Raw genomic sequence first — 19001 nt, forward strand, 5'->3', positions numbered from 1 at the left:
CGACGGCACCCTGGAGGTCCGCGGCCGCGACGGCGCCACCGAATCGGTGCTCGAACCGGCCTGCGCCGATCCGCGGGGCACCGCGCTGACCCGGCGGGGAGCGGTGTTCGGCTGCGCCGGCGGAGCCGTTCTGGTGTCCGAAAAGGACTTCACGGCGACCAAGATCCCGTACCCTGCCGACGTTCCGCCGGAGGAACGCGCGGTGGAGTTCAGCCACCGGCCCGGCAGCACCACCCTCACCGCCCGCGCGGGCGACCGCGGCGTGTGGGTGCTCGACGTGACCGCGAAGACCTGGCGCCGGTTCGACACCGGGCCGGTGGTGGCCGTCAACGCGGTCGGTTCCGGCGGAGCCGTGCTCACCCTGACCGCCGACGGCGTGCTGCACGCGCTGAACCCGGAGACCGGCGCGGAGACCGCGCGCCGCCCGCTGATCAGCGGACCGGTCGACCCGGGCGCCACGATCCAGGTGGACACCAGCCGCGCCTACGTCAACGACGCCGCCGCGCGGGTGGTGCACGAGATCGACTACGCCGACAACCTGCGGATCGCGCGCACCCTGCCGGTCGGCATCGCGCCGGCGCTGCTCGTGGAGACCGGCCGATGAGCCGCCTCGTGGCCGCGGTCCTGGCGGCGGTGCTGGTGCTCGCGGGCTGCGCCGGGGGCGGCGACCGCGCCGGGGTGGTCGTCACGACGAACATCCTCGGCGACGTCACCCGCGCGATCGCCGGGGACCAGGCGGAGGTGACCGTGCTGATGCGGCCCGGCGCCGACCCGCACTCGTTCGCGCTCTCCGCGCAGGAGGCCGCGCTGCTGGCCGACGCCGGACTGGTCGTCCACAACGGACTCGGGCTCGAAGAGGGCGTGGCCCGCAACGTGGCGGCGGCCGCTGAAGCGGGGGTGCCGACCCTCGCCGCGGGGGAGGCCGCCGACCCGATCCCGTACGCGGAGGGCGCGCCCGACCCGCACTTCTGGACCGACCCGGGACGGATGCGCCTGGTCGTGCGGGCGATCGCGGACGAGGTCGCCCGGGTACCCGGGGCCGACGCGGCGATCGTGCGGGCCAACGCCGAGGGGTACCTGCGCGAACTGGACGCGCTCGACGCGTGGATGACCGAGCGCTTCGCCACGATCCCCGCCGAGCGCCGCAAGCTGGTCACCAACCACCACGTGTTCGGATACCTGGCGCAGCGCTACGGCTTCGAGGTGGTCGGCGCCGTGGTGCCCAGCGGCACCACCCTGGCCTCGCCGAGCCCGTCGGATCTCGCCGGGCTGGCCGGCGCGATCCGCGCCGCCGGGGTGCCGGCGATCTTCGCCGACTCCTCGCAGCCCGACCGCCTCGCGCGGGTGCTGGCCGACCAGGCCGGGGTGCACGTGCGGGTCGTCCCGCTGCACTCCGAATCGCTGACCGCGCCGGGCGGGGGAGCGGCGACCTACCTCGAGATGATGCGGTCCAACACGGACGCGATCGTCACCGCACTTGCCGAGAACCGATGAGAAAGGTTGTCCCCATGAGAAAAGCGCCCGTGGCGCTGTCCATTGTGGCCTGTGCCGTGCTGGCCGCGTGCGGCACGAGCCCGTCCGCCGCGCCGGAGGTCACCGACCCGGTCGTGGTCACCTACGACGGCGGGCTCCTGGTGCTCGACGGCACCACGCTCGAGCAGAAGGCGGACCTGCCGCTGTCCGGCTTCAACCGGATCAACCCGGCCGGCGACGACCGGCACGTGATGGTCTCCACCGCGGAGGGCTTCCAGGCGCTGGACGCGGTGTCGGCGGAGCTGACCGACGTGAAGTTCCCCGGCGCGAAGCCCGGCCACGTCGTCCGGCACGCCGGGCGGACCGTGTTGTTCTCCGACGGCACCGGCGAGGTCACCGCGTTCGACCCGGGCACGTTGTCGGGCGGGCAGCCGGCGACCGAGGTGTACCGCGCGGCCGAACCGCACCACGGGGTCGCCATCGAACTGTCCGACGGGCGGCTCGTGGTGACCCTGGGTAATGAGGAGGAGCGGCGGGGCATCGTCGTCCTCGACGACGCGCGGAAGGAGATCGCGCGCAGCGAGGAGTGCCCGGGCGTGCACGGCGAGGCGACCGCGGCCGGCGAGGCGGTGGTGATCGGGTGTGAGAACGGGGTGCTGGTCTACCGGGACGGTGTCATCACGAAGGTGGCCAGCCCGACGGAATACGGTCGTATCGGAAACCAGGCCGGTTCCGACGCGTCGCCGGTCGTGCTGGGTGACTACAAGCAGGACGAGGACGCCGAACTGGAGCGCCCGCGGCAGGTCTCGCTGATCGACACGGCGACCGGCACGCTGCGGCTGGTCGACATCGGCACCAGCTACACGTTCCGCTCGCTGGCGCGCGGCCCGCGGGGTGAGGCGCTGGTGCTCGGCACGGACGGCGGGATCCGGGTGATCGACCCGGCCACCGCGCAGGTCACCCGCACCATCCCGGTGACCGCGGCGTGGGAGGAGCCGCTGGAGTGGCAGCAACCCCGCCCGGCGATCTTCACCCGGGGAGCCGACGTGTACGTGACCGAACCGGCGACGCGGCAGGTGCACCTGGTCGACCTGGGAACGGGCCAGAAGCGGACGAGCGTGACGCTACCCCACGAGCCGAACGAGCTGAGCGGCGTCGCGGGACACTGAGGGAAGGGGCGGTCACTCCGGTGGCCGCCCCTGCGGTGGCGACCCTCCAGGGCAGGGGCGGCCTGCTGGCGGTTCGAGCCCCGCCTTCTCACTCCTCGGCGGCCGCCTTCTTCGGGGGTGGCCTCGCGCTCTGGCTGCGCGGCGGGTCGGTTCACCGCGGGAGTGCCCGGACGGCTGCCCGCGATGCGGTCGCCGGGCGGGCGGGCGGGCCGGGCTTCCCGCGTCCGGCCACCGGGTGGTGGCCGGTCCGCCCACCGGGCGCGCCGCTCGGCGAGCCTTCACTAAGGACGTTCCAGCACCAGGTCCGCGCTGTCCGCCCCTGCCGCGATCGTGGTCACCGCCGGGCGGCCGGTGGTGCTCGTCAGCGTGTACTGGCCCCCGGTCACCCGCTCGAAGCGGTACGTGCCGTCCGCCCCGGTGACCGTCCCGGCCACCCGGCGGCCCGACGCATCCCGCAGCTCCAGCGCCAGACCCGCCACCGGGCGGCCGTCCGCGGTCACCGTTCCCGTCAGGGTGCTGTGCGTGTCCAGCACCAGGTCGGCCACGTGCTCCCGCCCGCCGCCCAGCGGCACCACCGTCGCCGCGGGATCGGCACCCGGCGCGGCCGCCACCAGCGTGATCTCCCCGGCGTCGAGGCCGGTGAGCCGGTAACCACCGTCCGGATCGGACACCGTGCTGGCGATGACGTCCCCGCCCGGCCCGACCGCGGTCACCGCCGCCGTCGCGACCGGCTGCCCGCTGTGCCGGTCCCGCACCACGCCCCGCACGCTGGTCGCTGGTTCGAGCGTGACGTCCAGCGGCGCCGCGGGCCCGGCTTCGAGCGTGACGACCGTCGCGTGCGGCTGGAACCCGGCGCGCGAGACGATCAGCACGTAGGTGCCCGGCGCCAGCCCGCCGAGGCGGAACGAGCCGTCCGCGCCGGTGCGGGCCCGCGACACCTGCGCGCCGACCCGGTCGGTCAGCGTCAGCGTCACCTCCGGCAGCGGTCGCCGCCCGCTGCTCACCCGGCCGGTGAGCGTCACCTCGGCCGTCGTGGTCATGACCGCTCCTTCCGAACCAGGTCGATGTCGTGCCGCCAGGTGAGCCCGGCGCCGACCGAAACCGTCTCGTGCACCGCCGGGTGCTCGACCGCCACCAGGGTCAGCGGCTCCTCCGGCAGCGCCGCCAGCGCGTAGCCGCCGTCCGGGCCGGCCGCCGTGCTCGCCGCGACGCTCCCGTCGGCCCGGTGGGCGGTGACCGTGACCAGGCCCGCGCCGCTCGTGCCGCGGACCGTGCCCGACACCCAGCGCCCGGCCGCACGCGCCTGCTGCCGCGCGGGCAGGAAGGCCGCGACGAACAGCGCCACCAGCGCCGCGCCCGCGCCGATCGCCAGCACCACCCGGAACCCGTTCTGCGACGGCACGGTCACCGGTCCGAACGAGACGGTCATCTGCGCCAGCACCACGCCCGCGACCGCGCTGGAGGTCGAGGTGCCGATCGAGCGCATCAACGTGTTCAGGCTGTTGGCGGACGCGGTCTCCGACACCGGCACCGCGGACATGATCAGCGCGGGCATCGCGCCGTAGGACAGGCCGATCCCGGCGCCGATGACGCACGAGGCGACCAGCAGCTGCCACACCTCGCCCATCAGCACGATGTTGAGCCCGTACCCGGCGGCGACCACGAGCGCGCCGAGCATCAGCGTCACCTTCGGGCCGCTGGTGCGGGAGATCTTCGCCGACACCGGGGCGGTGGCCATCATGACCAGGCCGGACGGCGCCATCACCAGGCCGGCCACCAGCATCGTCTGGCCCAGCCCGAACCCGGTCGCGGTGGGCAGCTGCAGCAGCTGCGGCAGCACCAGCGACATCGCGAACATCGCGAATCCGAACACGACGGACGCCATGTTGGTCAGCAGCACCTGCCGCCGCGCGGTGGTGCGCAGGTCCACCAGCGGTTCCTTCGCACGCAGCTCCCACCAGCCCCACACCAGCAGCACCACGACGGCGGCGACGAACAGCCCGATGGTCAGCCCGTCGCCCCAGCCCCAGTCGGCGCCCTTGGAGATCGCCAGCAGCAGGCACAGCAGCGCGACCGACAGGCCGAGCGCGCCGGGCAGGTCGAACCGCCCGCCGGTGCGCACCGCGGACTCCGGCACGAACGACACGACCAGCAGGAACGCGACCACGCCAAGGCCGGCGGCCGTCCAGAACAGGACGTGCCAGTCGGCGTTCTCGGCGATCAGCGCCGCGGCGGGCAGGCCAAGCGCGCCGCCGACGCCGAGGGAGGCGCTCATCATCGCGGTCGCCGAGCCGAGCCGTTCGGCCGGCAGCTCGTCGCGCATGATGCTGATGCCCAGCGGGATCACGCCCGAGGCCAGGCCCTGCAGCGCGCGGCCGGCGATCATCGGCACCAGGCTGCTGGACAGGCCGCAGGTCACCGACCCCGCCACCAGCAGGACGACGCTGACCAGCAGCATCCGCCGCTTGCCGTACATGTCGCCGAGGCGGCCGACGGTCGGCGTCGCGACCGCGGCGGCCAGCAGCGTGGCGGTGATGGCCCACGCGGTGTCCGCCGAGGAGGCGCCGAGCAGGCCGGGCAGTTCGGGGACCAGCGGGATGATCAGGGTCTGCATCAGCGAGACCACGATGCCGGTGAACGCCAGGACCGGCACCACGCGGCCGGCGCGGGCAGAGGACATTGCGGAAGCCTCCGGAGAGTTTAAATCAATCGATTGACTTACCGTAGCAGACCGGGTTAGGGTATGTCCGGGTGATCGGTAAAATGCCCCGGTGCGGGCCGCGTGGCCTGCCCTGATTCCCGCGGTGGTGACGATGGCGACGAAGACGGCACGAGCCGATCGCGTCACCGCCACGCGCGAGGCGATCCTCACGACGGCCGAACGGCTCTTCGCCGAGCACGGCGTGTACGCGGTGTCCAACCGGCAGATCAGCGAGGCGGCGGGGCAGGGCAACACGGCCGCCGTGGGCTACCACTTCGGCACGAAGGCCGATCTGGTGCGGGCGATCGTGCGCAAGCACACGGCCGAGATGGAGCGGATCCGCGACCGGATGGTGGCCGAGACCGGCGATTCGGACGACCCGCGCGACTGGATCGCGTGCATCGTGCGGCCGGCCACGGAACACCTGGCGGCGCTGGGGAACCCGACGTGGTTCGCGCGGTTCAGCGCGCAGGTCACCACGGACCCGGCGCTACGGGACATCATCGCCGACGACGCGTTGTCGTCGCCGTCGATGGTGCGGACGCTCGACGGGCTGAAGCGCTGCCTGCCGAAGCTGCCGGCCGAGGTGCGCGCCGAGCGGAGCGCCATGATGCGGCAGCTGATGGTGCACATGAACGCCGAGCGGGAACGCGCCCTGGCCGACGGCACCCCGACACCACGAAAGAACTGGCACGACGCGGCGACCGGCCTGATCGACGCCGTGCTGGGGCTGTGGATGGCCCCGGTGACGACGGCGCGCTGACCGTCAGGTGCCCCGCCCCGCCCCGACCCGCCGCGCGGCCGGCCACGCGCTGCACGGCGGGATCGGCAGCCGCGGCCGCGGGGGCGCCGTGGGCGTGGCCTCCCTGGGCGGCTGTCCGACCGGGCCTACACGGGCGGCGTGCCGTGCGTGTGGAACGACTCGATCGTCTTCAGGCCCCACGCCTGGCCCTTCGCCCGCTCGGCCTCGGTCCAGGTGATCGGTTCCCAGTCGGGCGCGAAGATCAGCCGCGCGGCCGGGTTGCACAGCTCGATCCGGTTGCCGCCGGGCTCGTAGACGTACAGGAAGAACGTCTGCTGGATCGCGTGCTTGTGCGGCCCCGTCTCGATGAACACGCCCTTGTCCAGCGCGATGTCCGCCGCCCGCAGGATGTCCTCCCGCGTGTCCGTCGCGAAGGCGATGTGGTGCAGCCGCCCCGACGAGCGGGTCCAGTCATTGGTGTAGACCAGATCGTAGGACTTCTGCGCGAAGTGCGTCCACTGCCCGGAAATCACCCCGCTGTCGAGCCGGATCTGCTCGGTCACCCGCCCGCCCAGTGCGTCGCACACGAAACCGCCGTTCGCCGCGGCGTCCTGGGCCAGGTAGTTGACGTGGTCCAGCCGCCGCACGCACACCCCGCGCGCCGGGTACGCCTGCGCCTGGTTCTTCAGCGACGGCCGCAGGTGCCCGGGCGGGTCGTACTTCTCGGTCTCCCAGTAGATCTCCATCTCGTGCCCGTCCGGGTCCCGGAACGCGTACGTGGGCCCGATCCCCGGATCACCGTCCACCCAGCCGATGCCCAGGCCGCGCTCCTCGATCGCGGCGACCCGCCGCTTCAGGGCCGCCTCGCTGGAGGCGCGCATCGCGGTCCGCCCCACCCCGGAGGTCTTGGCGGCGGTGAGTTTGACGCTGTGGTGCTCGTAGTCGTCCCACGTGCGCAGGTAGACCGAGTCGCCCTGCGCGCCGTTCTCGGTCAGGCCCAGCACGTTCACGAAGAAGTCCAGGCTCTTCTCCGGTTCCGGCGTGAGCAGCTCGACGTGACCGAGGTGAGCGATCTCGTGACGGGGCGAGGGTGCGAGGTGGGGCATCGGTGCCTTCCGGGTTTTCTCAGGGACGGGGAAAAACGGTGCCGTCGAACAACTTCCGCGCGGTGCGGATGACGGTGGAGCGCCGCACGCGAGGCCCGGGCGCCAGTTCGACGCCGACCTCCAGCGTGCCGCTCGGGTGCTCGACACCGACCGGCGAGCCGGGCGGCGGCGCGGCGAACAGTTCGTGCCCGGCCGCGCCGTCCAGCATCAGCGCGGTCACCACGCTCACCGCGCCCAGCACGCCGATCGACGGGTGCGGGCGCAGCGGGATGAACGTCCGGGTGCAGATGGCGCCGCCGTCGCGCGGTGCGGCGACCAGCGTCGTCTTCGGCACCGACGCGTCGCGGACGTCGCCGAGGCCCATCAGCGTCCCGGCCTCCAGGCGCAGCGCCTGGATCTCCCCGGCCAGCCCGGTCAGCTCGTCCACCGGTTCGTAGCCGGTGAGGCCGAAGTCGGCCGCGCGCGCCACGACCACGGGCATCCCGTTGTCCACACAGGTCACCGGGATGCCGCCGATGTGGTCGACGACGTTGCCGGTGGGCAGCAGGGTGCCGCACACCGATCCTTCGGTCCCGGTGAACTCCAGTTCGACCGGGGCGGCGGTGCCGGGCACGCCGGAGATCGCCGTCGTGCCGCGGTAGTCGACCGTCCCGCCGGGAGTGTCGAATGTGGACACCGCGATCGCGTCGGTGTTGGTCATCCGCACGCGCACGCTGGTGCGGTCACCACCGGCCGGCACCAGGCCGCGCTCGACCGCGAACTGGCCGACCGCGGCGAGCAGGTTGCCGCACGTCTGCCGGCCGGACACGGTCGCCTCCCCGATCCCGATCTGCAGGAACAGGTAGTCGACGTCCCGGTCGCCCGCGGCGGGGGAGACGATCGCGACCTTGCTGGTGACCGGCTGCGCGCCGCCGAGCCCGTCGATCTGCCGCGGGTCGGGCGTGCCCATGATCCGCAGCAGCAGGTCGTCGCGCTCGGCGGGATCGGCGGGCAGGTCCGAGGCGAGGAAGTAGGCGCCCTTCGACGTGCCGCCGCGCATCAGCATGCAGCGCACGCTCATCCGCGCTCCAGCTTCGCGTACTCCTCCGCCGTCACGTACCGGACGCCCAGCTCGGCGAGCTTGTCCCGCAACCCGTAGCGGTCCAGGCCCAGCTCACCACGACGGAACGCCTGCCGCGTGGCCTCTTCCTTGTCCGCGCGGGCCCGCGACGCGCGCAGGCCGTCGCCCACCAGCTCGCGCGGCACGCACAGCACGCCGTCGTCGTCGGCCAGGATCGCGTCGCCGGGGCGGATGGCCTGCCCGCCGATCACGATCGGCACGTTGACCGAGCCCGCGGTCGCCTTGACGGTGCCCTGCGCGCTCACCGCGGCCGACCACACCGGGAACCCCATCGCGCGCAGGTCCGCCACGTCCCGCACCCCGGTGTTGATGACCAGGCCGCGGACCCCGCGGTGCTGCAGCGCCGTGGCGAACAGCTCGCCGAACAGGCCGTCCCGCGACGGTGAGGTGGTGGTGACGACCAGGACGTCGCCGGGGCGGCACTGCTCGACGGCGGCGTGGATCATCAGGTTGTCGCCCGGCCAGCACAACGCCGTCACGGCGGTGCCGCCGATCCGCGCGCCGTCCTGGATCGGCCGCAGGTCCGGGCCGAGCAGGCCGGTGCGGCCCAGCGCCTCGTGCACGGTCGCGACGCCGAACTCCGCGAGCGCGTCGACCTCCCCGGCGTCGGCGCGCGGCGGGTCGGTGACGATCACCCCGGTCATGCCAGCGCCCCCGTGACCTGCGGGTACACCCGGACGTAGGCCTCGCCCAGGGTGTGGTGCGGCAGGCCCAGGTTCGGCCCGGCGTTGCGCTTGAGCTGCACGCCCCGGCGCTTGGCGAGATCCGTGTAGTAGTCCCACATGTGCTGCTGCGCGGGCAGGCACTCCATGGCCTTGCGCTTGCGGTCGAACACCGGGGTGATGTCGAGCAGGACGTCCGGCTTGAAGTCGCACTGCTCGGGCTGGTGCGGCTCGAAGAAGAACACCGGGGGAGCGCCGAGCGGATCGCCGGGCGCGTCGTAGCCGATGGCCTGCGCCAGCACCCGCGCCTGCAGCGCCATCCGCGCCGCCGCCGGGTGGTCGCCGTTGTACGGGTCGGACAGGGTGTGCGTGAGGACCACGGTCGGCGCCAGCTCGCGGTAGACGTGCACCAGCCGGTCGACCAGCTCGGGCGACTCCCGCAACGGGTAGTCGCCCGCGTCGAAGAAGCGCACCTCCGCGCCCAGCGCCGCGGCCGCGTTCTCGGCCTCGGCGCGGCGAATGGCCTTGATCTCGTCCAGGTTCTTGCCCTCGCGCCAGGCGCGGGCGGACTCGCCGCGCTCGCCGAAGCTCAGGCAGACGACCGTCGCCCGCTCGCCGCGCTCGGCGGCCAGGGCGATCGCGCCGCCGGCCCGCCACACGAAGTCGCCCGCGTGCGCGCTGACCACCAGCAGGCTTCCTGTCGTCGGGTTTGGCATGGGTTTCTTCTCCTCGGGTCGGCTCGTGCTCCAGCCAGGATGCCTATTTGCAGCCAAAATTGTCAACAATCTTGTGTGCACGATCGGCGCGCAGTACCTTCGCGGTCGTTCGTTCACCCGAACCGAGGACGAGAGGGACGCCGATGTCCGTGTGGGAACAGCGGGATCCGGCGGTCGGCAGGCTGTCGATCCGGGTCATCGCGCTGTGCTGGGTGCTCGTCCTGCTGGACGGGCTGGACCTGTTCGTCTACGGCGCGACCCTGCCCGGCGTGCTCGCCGACGAGGGTTTCGGCCTGACCGCCGTCACCGGCGGGACGATCGGCAGCCTCACCACGTTCGGCATGCTGCTCGGCGCGCTCGGATCCGGCATCGTCACCGACCGGATCGGCCGCCGCAAGATCATCCTGACCGGCGTGGTCGTCTTCTCGCTCGCCTCCGCGGCGTGCGCGATGGCGCCGTCGGCCGAGGTGTTCGGGGCCGCCCGGTTCGTGGCCGGCGTCGGCCTCGGCGGTCTGCTGCCGTCGGCGATCGCGATGGTCATGGAGTACGCGCCGCCGTGGCGCAAGAACCTCAGCGTGACCATCGTGATGACCGCGCACCAGGCCGGCGGCGCGATCGCCGGCGCGCTGGCGATGTCGGTGGTCGAGTCGCTGGGCTGGCGCTCGGTGTACTGGCTCGGCGCGGTGCCGCTGCTCGTGGTGCTGCCGGTGGTCTACCTGATGCTGCCGGAGTCGGTGACCTACCTGCTGGCCCGGGGGAAGCGGGCGCGGGCGCAGGCGATCGCCGGCCGCCACCGGGTCGCGCTCGAGCCGTTCGAACCGGAGCGGACCGAGCAGAAGCCGGGCAGCCTGCGTGCCCTGTTCACCTCGTCGGCCGCGCTCACCACGATCCTGTTCTGGATCGCCTCGTTCGGCGGGCTCCTGCTGGTCTACGGCGTCAACACCTGGCTGCCGACGATGATGCGCGGCAACGGCTACCACCTCGGCTCGGCGGTCAGCTTCCTGCTGGTGATCAACGTCGGCGGGATCGCCGGCATGCTCGTCGCCGGGCGGCTGGCGGACCGGTTCGGGGCGCGCCCGGTGGCGATCCTGTGGTTCGCGCTCACCGCGGTGGGGGTCGGGCTGCTGGCGATCAGGATGCCGCTGCCGCTGACCTACGTCGTGGTGTTCCTGACCGGCGGGTGGCTGTTCAGCGCCCAGACGCTGATCTACTCCAGCGTCGGCGCGTACTACCCGGCCGGCGTGCGGGCCACCGCGCTGGGCTGGGTGTCCGGGATCGGGCGCTTCGGGGCGGTGTTCGGGCCGTGGCTGGGCGGCATCCTCGTGGCGAGCCGGTTGTCCGGGCTGGGCTTCGCGGTGTTCGCCGTGGCGGGCCTGCTCAGCGCCGCGATGGTGGCGCTGGTGCGGCGGCCCGCCGCCGCGGTGGACGCCGTGGAGAGGCGGTCCCCGGGGCACGTGGTCTGAACCGCCGGGGACCTGGTCGGCGTCGCTGCCCGGGCAGGGACGAGACCTGGCACCACTGTCCTCCGGCCCCCGGCCCGGCGGTAGGGCCGGAGGCGTTTTCTCATCGGTAGGCGGCGAGGAACACCTCGACCGCGTCCGTGGCGATCCGGTCCCGCTCGGCCTCGGACGGCGGCGGCGCGTCCGGCGCGAACATGGCCTCGTCCAGGACGGCGCCGAGCACCAGGAACGAGAAGTGCTCCGCCGCCCGCCGCGGGTCGGGCACCCGCAGCGCGCCACGCTCGCCCAGGGCGGCGAAGGCCTCCGCGAGCGCGGTGATCACCCGGCCCGGCGCGCGCCGGTGGTACTCGCGGGCGAGCTCCGGGAAGCGCGCGGCCTCGGCGATGATCAGCCGCCGCAGCCGCACGATCTGCGGGTTCGACACCGCGCCGACGTGCTGGCGGGCCAGGGTGCGCAGCGCGGCCGCCACGTCGGTGGTGTCCCGCAGCGCGCCCACCAGCTTGTCCGCGAACTGCTCCGCGGTCGCGGTCACGCCCAGCACGATCTCGGTGAACAGGTTCTCCTTGTCCCCGAAGTTGTTGTAGACGGTGCGCTTCGAGACGTGCGCGGCCGCGGCGATGTCGTCGACGCTCGTGCCCACGTACCCCTGGGTCAGGAAGAGCGCGGTCGCGGCCTCGACGACCGCGGCGCGCGTGCGCACCGAACGGGGGTCCAGCGCCCGGCCCTCCCGCGGTACGCGCCGGGGACCGTGCGCCGACACGCGGACCAGCAGGGTGTCGTCGGGCACGTCGACGGATTCCGTCATTTCGGACTCCCTTCACTATTGCCCTCAACAGTACCGCAGCGGTACCGTCCAGTGCACTAGCGGTACTACACGGTGAAGGGAAAGAACTCATGGGGACTTCTCCGGACTTCGACCGCGGCGCGGCCATCACCCGCTCGCTGCTCGGCTACGGCGTCCTGGCCGGCCCGTTCTACGTGGTCCTCGGCCTGGTCCAGGCGCTGCTCCGGCCCGGGTTCGACCTGACCCGGCACGACCTGAGCCTGCTCGTCAACGGGCCCTGGGGGTGGGTGCAGATCGGGAACCTGGTGCTCACCGGGCTGATGGTCATCGCGGCCGCCACCGGGGTCGGCCGGGCGCTGCGGGGCAGACCGGCCGGGCGGTGGGGCGCACGGCTCATCGGCGGGTACGGACTCGGCCTGATCGGCGCGGGGGTGTTCGTCGCCGACCCGATGCACGGCTTCCCGGCCGGCACGCCCGACGGCCCACCGGCCGAGGCGACCGTGCACGGCCTGCTGCACCTGGTCACCGCGGGGCTCGGCTTCCTGTCGCTGGTGCTGGCGATGGTCGTGCTGGGCACGCACTTCCGGCGCGCCGGGCGGACCGGCTGGGCCTGGGGCTCGTGGGTCGTGGGGGTCGCGTTCCTGGCCGGGTTCGGCGGGCTGGCGTCCGGCTCGTCCAGTCCCGCGGTGGTGCTCGCGTTCTGGGTGGTCCTCCTGCTCGCCTGGGGCTGGCTGGCCGCGGTGTCGGTCCACCTCTACCGCGCCACGCCGCACCCGGACGGCCCGCGCCGGGCCGCGGTGTCCCAGGAGGCGTGATATCACCCGTACCGGTGGGCCGCGCCGGTTCCTGCTCACGCCGAGCAGTCGCTTCCGGGGGTGGCGGGCGTCCGATCGCACGATCGGAGTGCGCGTGACGCCGGACGGCTACGGTGCGGTGGCCCGCCGGGGGTGCCGTGCCGGACCCGATCTTCAGCCGAACGGGAGTTGCCGTTTGCGGGGCCCGGCAGCGCGATCGAGACTCGGGGCATGGTCAACAGCGGTGGCAATGACATCCTGGCCGAGCGCGACGTCGAGTTCTCGTCCGCTCTGCGTGGTTACGACCGCCGGGAGGTCGACGCCTACATCCGCCGGCTGCGCGCGCGGACCGGGCACCTGGCGAGCGAGCTGGAGGAGAAGGAGCGGCGGCTGTCCGAACTGGGCGGTGATCCGTCGGTGCCCCTGCAGATCGTGGGGTCCGGCAACATCGGCGCCCGGGTGGAGCGCATCATCGCCCAGGCCGAGCTGGAGGCGCGCGAGATCCGCGAACAGGCCGAACAGGACGCCGCAGAGACCCGCAAGGCGTACGAGGACCAGGCCGAGGAGGCCCGCCGCCAGCGCGAGGACCTGGCGAAACAGGCGAACGAGCAGGCGCAGGAGATGATCCGCCGGGCCGAGGAGGAGGTGGACCGCCTGCGCGCCACCCGGCAGACCCTGCTGGCCCAGCTGGTGCGGATCGGCGAGATCATCGACTCCGCGGCCGAGCAGGCCGCGCGCACCCCGGACCTTCAGCCGCCGGCGCTGGACCTGCTGGACACCGGAACGGACACCGAGGAGCCGGAGTCCGATGCGGACGAGACCGTTGAGTCCGCGGAGTCCGCGGAGTCCGCCGAGTCCGATGTGGACGAGACGCCGGCGGAGCCCGCGGACGAGATCCCGGACGCGCCGGAGCCGCGCAAACCCGCCGAGACGGGCAAGATCAGCCCGGCGATGCTCGCGGCCAAGGCGCGCCGCCAGGCCAAGCAGGACGCGGTGGCCGAAGCCTGACGAGCGAACCGGCGGCGCTTTTTCGCTGCCGGCGCGGGAAAATTCGCTCGCGGACGGCGCTATCCGGCCCGGGTGGGTGTAGCGTCGGAGGTGTCGGGAACATCCCGCGCACCGGTGGTCAAGCCGGTGCCTTTCCCGGCCGAAGAGGCCGGCTCATGATGGGCCGGGGGCAGGAGCACCGGCATGTCGTCGGGCCCGCACGTTCGCACCACCACCCCGAAGGCCGCTATGGCCGCCGGGCCGCCGCGGCTGAAACTCCGAGCGAGTCAGAACCCGACGGCGCCCACCCCGGGGTACGTCGACGGGGCTTGGTGGCCCCGGTCGCGAGACCTGTCCGCGGAGCTGCCGGCGCTGCGCGCGGTGCTGGCAGCCCGTCTCGGGCCGATCGACCGGATCGCCTATCACACGACCGCCTGGGATCCCGCCGTGCGCCACTTCGACCAGCGCGGGTCGCTGGCGCCCGTCGTGGGGTACCGGAGGCAGGGTTCGGACACGGTGTCCGTGACGACCACCGCGGGTGACAGCCTCGTCCTCGTGGTGGTGCCGCCGGGCCGCGTCTAGTTCTCCACGTACCGCGCCAGCCGTGCGGCCAGCTCGGTGCGGCCGACGTCCACCGCGAACACCGGCCGCGGCTCGGTGGAGCGCTCCGCGGTGAGGACACCGGTGACGAACCGCGCCACCTCCGCCGGCTCCGGGACCACGTCCTCGCCGGCGAACCAGGCCAGCACCATCGGCGTCTCGCCGGGATCGGTCTCCACCGCGACCGCCCAGCCGTTGCGTTCGCTCCACACGAGCATCAGGTCCTCGCCGGGCCGCGTCGGCCACCGCCGGGTCAGGCCCAGGTACGCGGTGGCCGTGTCGCTGATCTCGAACGAGGTCGCCTCCGCCGGCACCCCGACGGCCTCGGCCACCGCCCGCAGGTATCCGGCGAGCCCGCGGCTCAGTTCGGTCAGGCCGGCAGCGCGAGGATCCATGCGACCAGCCTAGTTGGAGGCACTCAGCGCCTGAGCCGCTCGGTCAGGAAGCGACGCAGCGGCTTCGGCGGGCGGCCGGTCAGCCGGTGCACCGTGCCGGTCACCCGGTCCTCGCTGCCACGGCGGATGCCGTCGTCCAGGGCGGCCAGCGCGGCGGCGAAGTCCGCCGGATAGCCCGCGGCCACGAACCGGTCCGCCAGCTCCACGGCACTGACACTGGTGTGGCGTACCGGCACGCCGGTGACCTCGGTGTAGATCGCGGCCGCTTCGGCGTAGCTGATCGCCTCCGGGCCGGTGATCACGTGCTCCTCGCCGCCGCACTCGTCCGCCAGCAACAGCGCCGCGGCCGAAGCCGCGATGTCCGCCGCGTCGACGAACGCGATCCGCCCCTCGCCGGTCGCGGTCACGATCTCGCCGCGGGTCCGGATGCCGTCGGCCACCGGATGGTCACCGGTGAAGTTCTGCATGAACCACGACGGCCGCAGCACGGCGAACTCCGGCATGATCTCCCGCACCGCCCGGTCCACCCGCCCCAGCCCCGGATCGCCGGACGACACCGCCGACGAGCTGAGCAGCACGACCCGGCGCACGCCCGCGTCCCGCGCACGCTCGAGGAACGGCCGCACGACGGGCTCCGGCTCGGCGACCCCGACCGGCGCGACCAGGTACATCCGCTCCACCCCGTCGAGCACCGCGTCGTGCGTCGCGGGGTCCGACCAGTCGAAACCGGCGCGCCTGCTGGCCGCGCGCACGGTCGCGCCCGCCTCGGCGAGCAGCCGGGTGAGGGGACGGCCGGTGTTCCCGGTCGCGCCCGTGACCAGGACCTTCACCGCGCCCCCTCCTGCATCGCGACCAGCTCGTCGAGCCGGCCCAGCGCGTGCCCGGCGGCCAGGGGGCTCCAGTAGTCGCGCAGCGACTCGATGCCCTCGGCGCCCACCCGGACCACGTTGACGTACCGGATCCGGTACGGCCGCCCCGTCCGCAGCGCCGTGCCGTCGACCTCCCACTCCACGATCAGCACGTCCGGGTCGGCGGTCTCGTGCCGCGTCTGCGCGGAAATCGCCCGGATGTCGACGTGGTCGGTGTAGTCGCGCACGTACTCGCGCACCGCTTCCCGGCCCCGCAGCGTGGGCCAGCCGGGCGGCGCGAACGGGAACTCCATCACGCCGCCGGGCGCGAAGACGTCGGCGAAACCGTTCATGTCGTGCGCCAGCACGCGCTCCTGCAGCCGGTCCACGGCCTCGTGCGCGCGACGGCGCCGGTCCTCGGTCGAGAGGTTCACGAACACTCCTCGAATGGTCGAGACGATACCGTCTCGTCCAGAGTAGCGCGTCCTGTAACGCGTGTTCACGCGCCGGTAACCATCGGCACCTTTCTTGTGGCGACAATCAGTTTCGTGAAACGATAAGCCTCCACAGAACAGGGAGACCGAGATGACGCTCGACCTGCCACCCGCGCCGGCGGCCGCGCCCGACCTCGCCGCGCGTGCCCGTGCCGACGGTGTGCGGTTCCTGTTGGCCCTCTTCGTCGACCTGACCGGCAAGCCCTGCGCGAAGCTCGTGCCGGTCGAGGCCGCGCGCGAGCTGCAGGACGAGGGCGTCGGGTTCGCCGGATACGCGGTCGGCGCGATGGGCCAGCAGCCCTCCGACCCGGACCTGATCGCGATCCCCGACCCGGCCAGCTACACCCTCCTGCCCGCCGTGCGCGAGGGCCTGGCGCTGGTGCACTGCGACCCGCACGTCGAAGGGCGGCCGTGGCCGTTCGCGCCGCGCGTGATCCTCAAGGAACTCCTGCGGCGGGCCGCGGACCGGCAGCTGGAGCTGTTCGCCGGCGCGGAGGTCGAGTACTTCCTGGTCAGCCGCGGCTCCGACGGCCGGCTCGTCCCCGCCGACGCCCACGACAACGCGGCCCGCCCCTGCTACGACGCCCGCGGCCTGACCCGCATGTACGACCACCTCACCGGCGTCTCCTCGGCCATGAACGCCCTCGGCTGGGGCAACTACGCCAACGACCACGAGGACGCCAACGGCCAGTTCGAGCAGAACTTCGCCTACGCCGACGCGCTCACCACCGCCGACCGCGTCATCACCGCCCGGTACCTGATCTCCACGCTGGCCGAGCGGCGCGGCATGACCGCCACGTTCATGCCCAAGCCGTTCGCCGACCAGACCGGCTCCGGCATGCACCTGCACCTGTCGCTGTGGCGCGAGGGCACGCCGCTGTTCCCCGGGGATCAGGCGCACGGACTGTCCACTGTGGCCCGCCGCTTCCTGGCCGGAATCCTCGCGCACGCACCCGCTCTGCAGGCGGTGCTCGCGCCGACCGTCAACTCCTACAAGCGCACCGGTGCGACCTCGACCCGCTCGGGCGCCACCTGGTCACCGCGGCGCGCGACCTACGGCGGCAACGACCGCACCCACTACGTGCGCATCCCGGACGGCAACCGCGTCGAGCTGCGTGGCGGCGACGGCTCGGCCAACCCCTACCTCGCCCTGGCCGCGGCGCTGGCGGCTGGCCTGGACGGCATCGAGCGAGCGCTCGACCCGGACACCGCCGGACACCCGGAGCTGCCCCCGACGCTGCTGCACGCGGTCGACGCGCTGGGCGCGGACCAGGTGGTCACCGCCGCGCTGGACGCCGCCGGGCCGGGCGTGGCCGAGTACTTCGCCGGGCTCAAGCGCGAGGAGTTCTTCGACTGGCACGGCACGGTCGGCTCCTGGGAGCACGACCGCTACCTGACCGCGTTCTAGGAAGGAGACCCGCCATGTGCGGAATCGTGGGGCTGCACCTGCGCGACCCCGGGCTCTACCCCCGGCTCGGGCGGCTGCTGGAGGGGATGCTGTGCCAGGTGGTCGAGCGCGGCCCGGACTCGGCGGGCGTCGCCGTCTACGGGGACCGCCGCCGCTGCCCCGAGGGCTACGCCGCGGTGTCGTTGCTGTCCGCCGACGCCGCGGAGCTGCGCAAGCGCTTTCCCGACGCCCTGGTGACCGAGGCCGGGGACACCACCGTGCTCGCCGCGCCCATGTCCGTCGACGACCTGGTGGCCGCGCTGCCGGGGGAGCGGATCGTCGGCGCGGGCACGGATCTGACCGTCTACAAGGGAATCGGCCACCCCCGGGAGCTGGCCGGCACCTACGACCTGGCGAACGCGCAGGGCTGGCAGGGCCTCGCGCACACCCGGATGGCCACCGAGTCCGCGGTCACGCCCGAGGGCTGCCACCCGTTCTCCGTCGGGCCCGGCCAGTGCCTGGTCCACAACGGATCGTTCGCCAACCACGCCACCATCCGCCGCGAGCTGCGGGCGCAGGGCGTGTCGTTCGACTCCGAGAACGACTCCGAGGTGGGCGCCCGGTTCGTCGCCCAGCGGCTGGCGCAGGGCGAGGACCTGGACAAGGCGCTGCGTGCGTTGTGCGAGCGCTTCGACGGCTTCTACACCCTGCTGGTGACCAGCGCCGACGGGTTCGCCGTGGTGCGCGACGCGATCGCCTGCAAGCCCGCGATCATCGCCGAGACACCGGCCTGGGTCGCGATGGCCTCGGAGTTCCGCGCGCTGGCGGACCTGCCGGGCATCGAGACCGCCCGCATCTACGAGCCCGAGCCGGAAAGGGTCTACGCATGGCAGCGCTGATCGACCTCACCCGCACCACCGTGCGGGAGCTGAACGCCGAGCTGCACGCCCCGGCCGCGCGCGCGTACGAAGTGTTGCACCCGCAGGGCGCGCACGCGCTGGCCGCCGGGATCCGCGACGACATCACCGTCGACGTCCGCGGCCACGCCGGCTACTACTGCGCGGGCATGAACGACGGCGGCACCGTCACCGTGCACGGCAACGCCGGTACCGGGGTGGCCGAGAACATGATGTCCGGGCTGGTCCGGGTCACCGGCGACGCGTCCCAGTCGGCCGGGGCCACCGGGCACGGCGGGCTGCTGGTGATCGAGGGCTCGGCGTCGATGCGCTGCGGCATCTCGATGAAGGGCATCGACATCGTGGTGGGCGGCGACATCGGCCCGATGAGCGCGTTCATGGCGCAGGCCGGGCGGCTCGTCGTGTGCGGCGACGCCGGGGACGGCCTCGGCGACTCGATCTACGAGGCCCGGATCTACGTGCGCGGCGCGGTCGGTGGGCTCGGCGCGGACTGCGTCGAAAAGCCGATGCGGGAGGAGCACCTCGGCGAGCTGAAGGACCTGCTCGCCGCCGCCGGCCTGGCGCACGACCCGTCCGAGTTCCGCCGCTACGGCTCCGCCCGCAAGCTCTACCACTTCGCCGCGCACAACTCGTACTGACCAGGAGC

20 protein-coding genes are annotated in these 19001 nt (G+C 73.3%); 10 read left to right on the forward strand and 10 right to left on the reverse strand.

What is annotated here, in order from left to right; genetic code table 11:
• Positions 1–600: 600 nt before the first annotated feature.
• Both aztC and aztD read left to right on the forward strand, forming a co-directional pair.
• A complete protein-coding gene (aztC, locus tag L1857_RS13765; RefSeq protein WP_249465248.1) occupies positions 601–1494 on the forward strand; it encodes a zinc ABC transporter substrate-binding protein AztC in 894 nt (297 codons plus the stop codon).
• A gap of 14 nt (positions 1495–1508) precedes the next feature.
• Positions 1509–2642 carry a zinc metallochaperone AztD gene (gene aztD, locus L1857_RS13770; RefSeq protein ID WP_240323409.1) on the forward strand — a complete coding sequence of 378 codons (1134 nt, stop codon included), beginning with the start codon at positions 1509–1511 and terminating at the stop codon, positions 2640–2642.
• Between the two features lie 281 nt (positions 2643–2923).
• Here the strand turns inward: aztD and L1857_RS13775 are convergent, their stop codons facing one another.
• Both L1857_RS13775 and L1857_RS13780 read right to left on the reverse strand, forming a co-directional pair.
• A complete protein-coding gene (locus L1857_RS13775) occupies positions 2924–3682 on the reverse strand; it encodes an MSCRAMM family protein (protein ID WP_116109610.1) in 759 nt (252 codons plus the stop codon).
• Positions 3679–5322 (reverse strand): MFS transporter, encoded by a 1644-nt coding sequence (locus L1857_RS13780; protein WP_116109609.1) that lies wholly within the window; start codon positions 5320–5322, stop codon positions 3679–3681. The genes L1857_RS13775 and L1857_RS13780 overlap by 4 nt, the downstream gene beginning before the upstream one ends.
• A 133-nt stretch (positions 5323–5455) precedes the next feature.
• On the opposite strand from L1857_RS13780, the gene L1857_RS13785 reads away from it, so the two are divergent.
• Positions 5456–6106 carry a TetR/AcrR family transcriptional regulator gene (locus tag L1857_RS13785; RefSeq protein WP_094005282.1) on the forward strand — a complete coding sequence of 217 codons (651 nt, stop codon included), beginning with the start codon at positions 5456–5458 and terminating at the stop codon, positions 6104–6106.
• A gap of 125 nt (positions 6107–6231) precedes the next feature.
• On the opposite strand, the gene L1857_RS13790 is transcribed toward L1857_RS13785, so the two are convergent.
• From L1857_RS13790 to L1857_RS13805, 4 genes are read right to left on the reverse strand one after another with little or no spacing between them, the layout of a single operon-like run.
• Positions 6232–7191 (reverse strand): catechol 2,3-dioxygenase, encoded by a 960-nt coding sequence (locus tag L1857_RS13790; protein ID WP_116109608.1) that lies wholly within the window; start codon positions 7189–7191, stop codon positions 6232–6234.
• A 19-nt stretch (positions 7192–7210) separates the two neighbouring features.
• Complete coding sequence (locus tag L1857_RS13795) at positions 7211–8251, reverse strand: 4-oxalomesaconate tautomerase (protein WP_094005219.1); 1041 nt, start codon at positions 8249–8251, stop codon at positions 7211–7213.
• The gene (locus L1857_RS13800) at positions 8248–8955 is read right to left on the reverse strand and encodes a 4-carboxy-4-hydroxy-2-oxoadipate aldolase/oxaloacetate decarboxylase (protein ID WP_094005218.1); all 708 of its coding nucleotides are present in this window, start codon (positions 8953–8955) and stop codon (positions 8248–8250) included. Before L1857_RS13800 ends, L1857_RS13795 begins: the two co-directional genes overlap by 4 nt.
• On the reverse strand, positions 8952–9689 hold the full coding sequence (locus tag L1857_RS13805; protein ID WP_094005217.1) for a PIG-L deacetylase family protein: 738 nt from the start codon (positions 9687–9689) through the stop codon (positions 8952–8954). The genes L1857_RS13800 and L1857_RS13805 overlap by 4 nt, the downstream gene beginning before the upstream one ends.
• 143 nt (positions 9690–9832) lie before the next feature.
• Here L1857_RS13805 and L1857_RS13810 point away from each other — a divergent pair, with 143 nt between their 5' ends.
• Positions 9833–11152 carry an MFS transporter gene (locus tag L1857_RS13810; RefSeq protein WP_249465250.1) on the forward strand — a complete coding sequence of 440 codons (1320 nt, stop codon included), beginning with the start codon at positions 9833–9835 and terminating at the stop codon, positions 11150–11152.
• 100 nt (positions 11153–11252) lie between these two features.
• On the opposite strand, the gene L1857_RS13815 is transcribed toward L1857_RS13810, so the two are convergent.
• Positions 11253–11954 carry a TetR/AcrR family transcriptional regulator gene (locus L1857_RS13815; RefSeq protein WP_116109605.1) on the reverse strand — a complete coding sequence of 234 codons (702 nt, stop codon included), beginning with the start codon at positions 11952–11954 and terminating at the stop codon, positions 11253–11255.
• Positions 11955–12043: 89 nt separating this feature from the next.
• Here L1857_RS13815 and L1857_RS13820 point away from each other — a divergent pair, with 89 nt between their 5' ends.
• The 3 genes from L1857_RS13820 (at position 12044) to L1857_RS13830 (ending at position 14296) form a co-directional block, all read left to right on the forward strand.
• Positions 12044–12748: a DUF998 domain-containing protein gene (locus L1857_RS13820; protein WP_116109604.1), complete on the forward strand. Its 705-nt coding sequence runs from the start codon at positions 12044–12046 to the stop codon at positions 12746–12748.
• 210 nt (positions 12749–12958) lie between these two features.
• Positions 12959–13735 carry a DivIVA domain-containing protein gene (locus tag L1857_RS13825; protein WP_116109603.1) on the forward strand — a complete coding sequence of 259 codons (777 nt, stop codon included), beginning with the start codon at positions 12959–12961 and terminating at the stop codon, positions 13733–13735.
• Between the two features lie 183 nt (positions 13736–13918).
• Positions 13919–14296 (forward strand): DUF5994 family protein, encoded by a 378-nt coding sequence (locus tag L1857_RS13830; RefSeq protein WP_116109602.1) that lies wholly within the window; start codon positions 13919–13921, stop codon positions 14294–14296.
• Here L1857_RS13830 and L1857_RS13835 read toward each other — a convergent pair.
• The 3 genes from L1857_RS13835 to L1857_RS13845 are packed head-to-tail and all read right to left on the reverse strand — an operon-like array spanning position 14293 to position 15991.
• A complete protein-coding gene (locus L1857_RS13835) occupies positions 14293–14709 on the reverse strand; it encodes a DUF6292 family protein (RefSeq protein ID WP_116109601.1) in 417 nt (138 codons plus the stop codon). The genes L1857_RS13830 and L1857_RS13835 overlap by 4 nt on opposite strands.
• A 23-nt stretch (positions 14710–14732) precedes the next feature.
• Positions 14733–15539: a Rossmann-fold NAD(P)-binding domain-containing protein gene (locus L1857_RS13840; protein WP_116109600.1), complete on the reverse strand. Its 807-nt coding sequence runs from the start codon at positions 15537–15539 to the stop codon at positions 14733–14735.
• A complete protein-coding gene (locus tag L1857_RS13845) occupies positions 15536–15991 on the reverse strand; it encodes a nuclear transport factor 2 family protein (protein WP_094005281.1) in 456 nt (151 codons plus the stop codon). Before L1857_RS13845 ends, L1857_RS13840 begins: the two co-directional genes overlap by 4 nt.
• Positions 15992–16142: 151 nt before the next feature.
• Between L1857_RS13845 and glnT the strand changes: the two genes are divergently transcribed.
• The 3 genes from glnT to L1857_RS13860 are packed head-to-tail and all read left to right on the forward strand — an operon-like array spanning position 16143 to position 18993.
• Positions 16143–17459, forward strand: coding sequence for a type III glutamate--ammonia ligase (glnT, locus tag L1857_RS13850; protein ID WP_249465252.1), 1317 nt, complete (start codon positions 16143–16145; stop codon positions 17457–17459).
• A 14-nt stretch (positions 17460–17473) separates the two neighbouring features.
• Positions 17474–18337, forward strand: coding sequence for a class II glutamine amidotransferase domain-containing protein (locus L1857_RS13855; RefSeq protein WP_094005209.1), 864 nt, complete (start codon positions 17474–17476; stop codon positions 18335–18337).
• Positions 18325–18993, forward strand: coding sequence for a GltB/FmdC/FwdC-like GXGXG domain-containing protein (locus L1857_RS13860; RefSeq protein WP_094005208.1), 669 nt, complete (start codon positions 18325–18327; stop codon positions 18991–18993). Before L1857_RS13855 ends, L1857_RS13860 begins: the two co-directional genes overlap by 13 nt.
• The last annotated feature ends 8 nt before the right edge of the window (positions 18994–19001 follow it).

It is taken from the genome of Amycolatopsis thermalba (genome assembly GCF_023376025.1).
GTDB classification, from domain to species: Bacteria; Actinomycetota; Actinomycetes; order Mycobacteriales; family Pseudonocardiaceae; genus Amycolatopsis_E; species Amycolatopsis_E thermalba.

Excerpts from the sequence above, each read along its gene's own strand:
- L1857_RS13800 (WP_094005218.1), bottom strand. The coding sequence starts at position 8,955 with ATGACCGGGGTGATCGTCACCGACCCGCCGCGCGCCGACGCCGGGGAG.
- L1857_RS13825 (WP_116109603.1), top strand. The coding sequence starts at position 12,959 with ATGGTCAACAGCGGTGGCAATGACATCCTGGCCGAGCGCGACGTCGAG.
- aztD (WP_240323409.1), top strand. The coding sequence starts at position 1,509 with ATGAGAAAAGCGCCCGTGGCGCTGTCCATTGTGGCCTGTGCCGTGCTG.
- L1857_RS13780 (WP_116109609.1), bottom strand. The coding sequence starts at position 5,322 with ATGTCCTCTGCCCGCGCCGGCCGCGTGGTGCCGGTCCTGGCGTTCACC.
- L1857_RS13835 (WP_116109601.1), bottom strand. The coding sequence starts at position 14,709 with ATGGATCCTCGCGCTGCCGGCCTGACCGAACTGAGCCGCGGGCTCGCC.
- L1857_RS13855 (WP_094005209.1), top strand. The coding sequence starts at position 17,474 with ATGTGCGGAATCGTGGGGCTGCACCTGCGCGACCCCGGGCTCTACCCC.
- L1857_RS13810 (WP_249465250.1), top strand. The coding sequence starts at position 9,833 with ATGTCCGTGTGGGAACAGCGGGATCCGGCGGTCGGCAGGCTGTCGATC.
- L1857_RS13795 (WP_094005219.1), bottom strand. The coding sequence starts at position 8,251 with ATGAGCGTGCGCTGCATGCTGATGCGCGGCGGCACGTCGAAGGGCGCC.
- L1857_RS13830 (WP_116109602.1), top strand. The coding sequence starts at position 13,919 with ATGTCGTCGGGCCCGCACGTTCGCACCACCACCCCGAAGGCCGCTATG.
- L1857_RS13860 (WP_094005208.1), top strand. The coding sequence starts at position 18,325 with ATGGCAGCGCTGATCGACCTCACCCGCACCACCGTGCGGGAGCTGAAC.
- aztC (WP_249465248.1), top strand. The coding sequence starts at position 601 with ATGAGCCGCCTCGTGGCCGCGGTCCTGGCGGCGGTGCTGGTGCTCGCG.
- L1857_RS13805 (WP_094005217.1), bottom strand. The coding sequence starts at position 9,689 with ATGCCAAACCCGACGACAGGAAGCCTGCTGGTGGTCAGCGCGCACGCG.
- L1857_RS13820 (WP_116109604.1), top strand. The coding sequence starts at position 12,044 with ATGGGGACTTCTCCGGACTTCGACCGCGGCGCGGCCATCACCCGCTCG.
- L1857_RS13785 (WP_094005282.1), top strand. The coding sequence starts at position 5,456 with ATGGCGACGAAGACGGCACGAGCCGATCGCGTCACCGCCACGCGCGAG.
- L1857_RS13815 (WP_116109605.1), bottom strand. The coding sequence starts at position 11,954 with ATGACGGAATCCGTCGACGTGCCCGACGACACCCTGCTGGTCCGCGTG.
- L1857_RS13775 (WP_116109610.1), bottom strand. The coding sequence starts at position 3,682 with ATGACCACGACGGCCGAGGTGACGCTCACCGGCCGGGTGAGCAGCGGG.
- L1857_RS13790 (WP_116109608.1), bottom strand. The coding sequence starts at position 7,191 with ATGCCCCACCTCGCACCCTCGCCCCGTCACGAGATCGCTCACCTCGGT.
- glnT (WP_249465252.1), top strand. The coding sequence starts at position 16,143 with ATGACGCTCGACCTGCCACCCGCGCCGGCGGCCGCGCCCGACCTCGCC.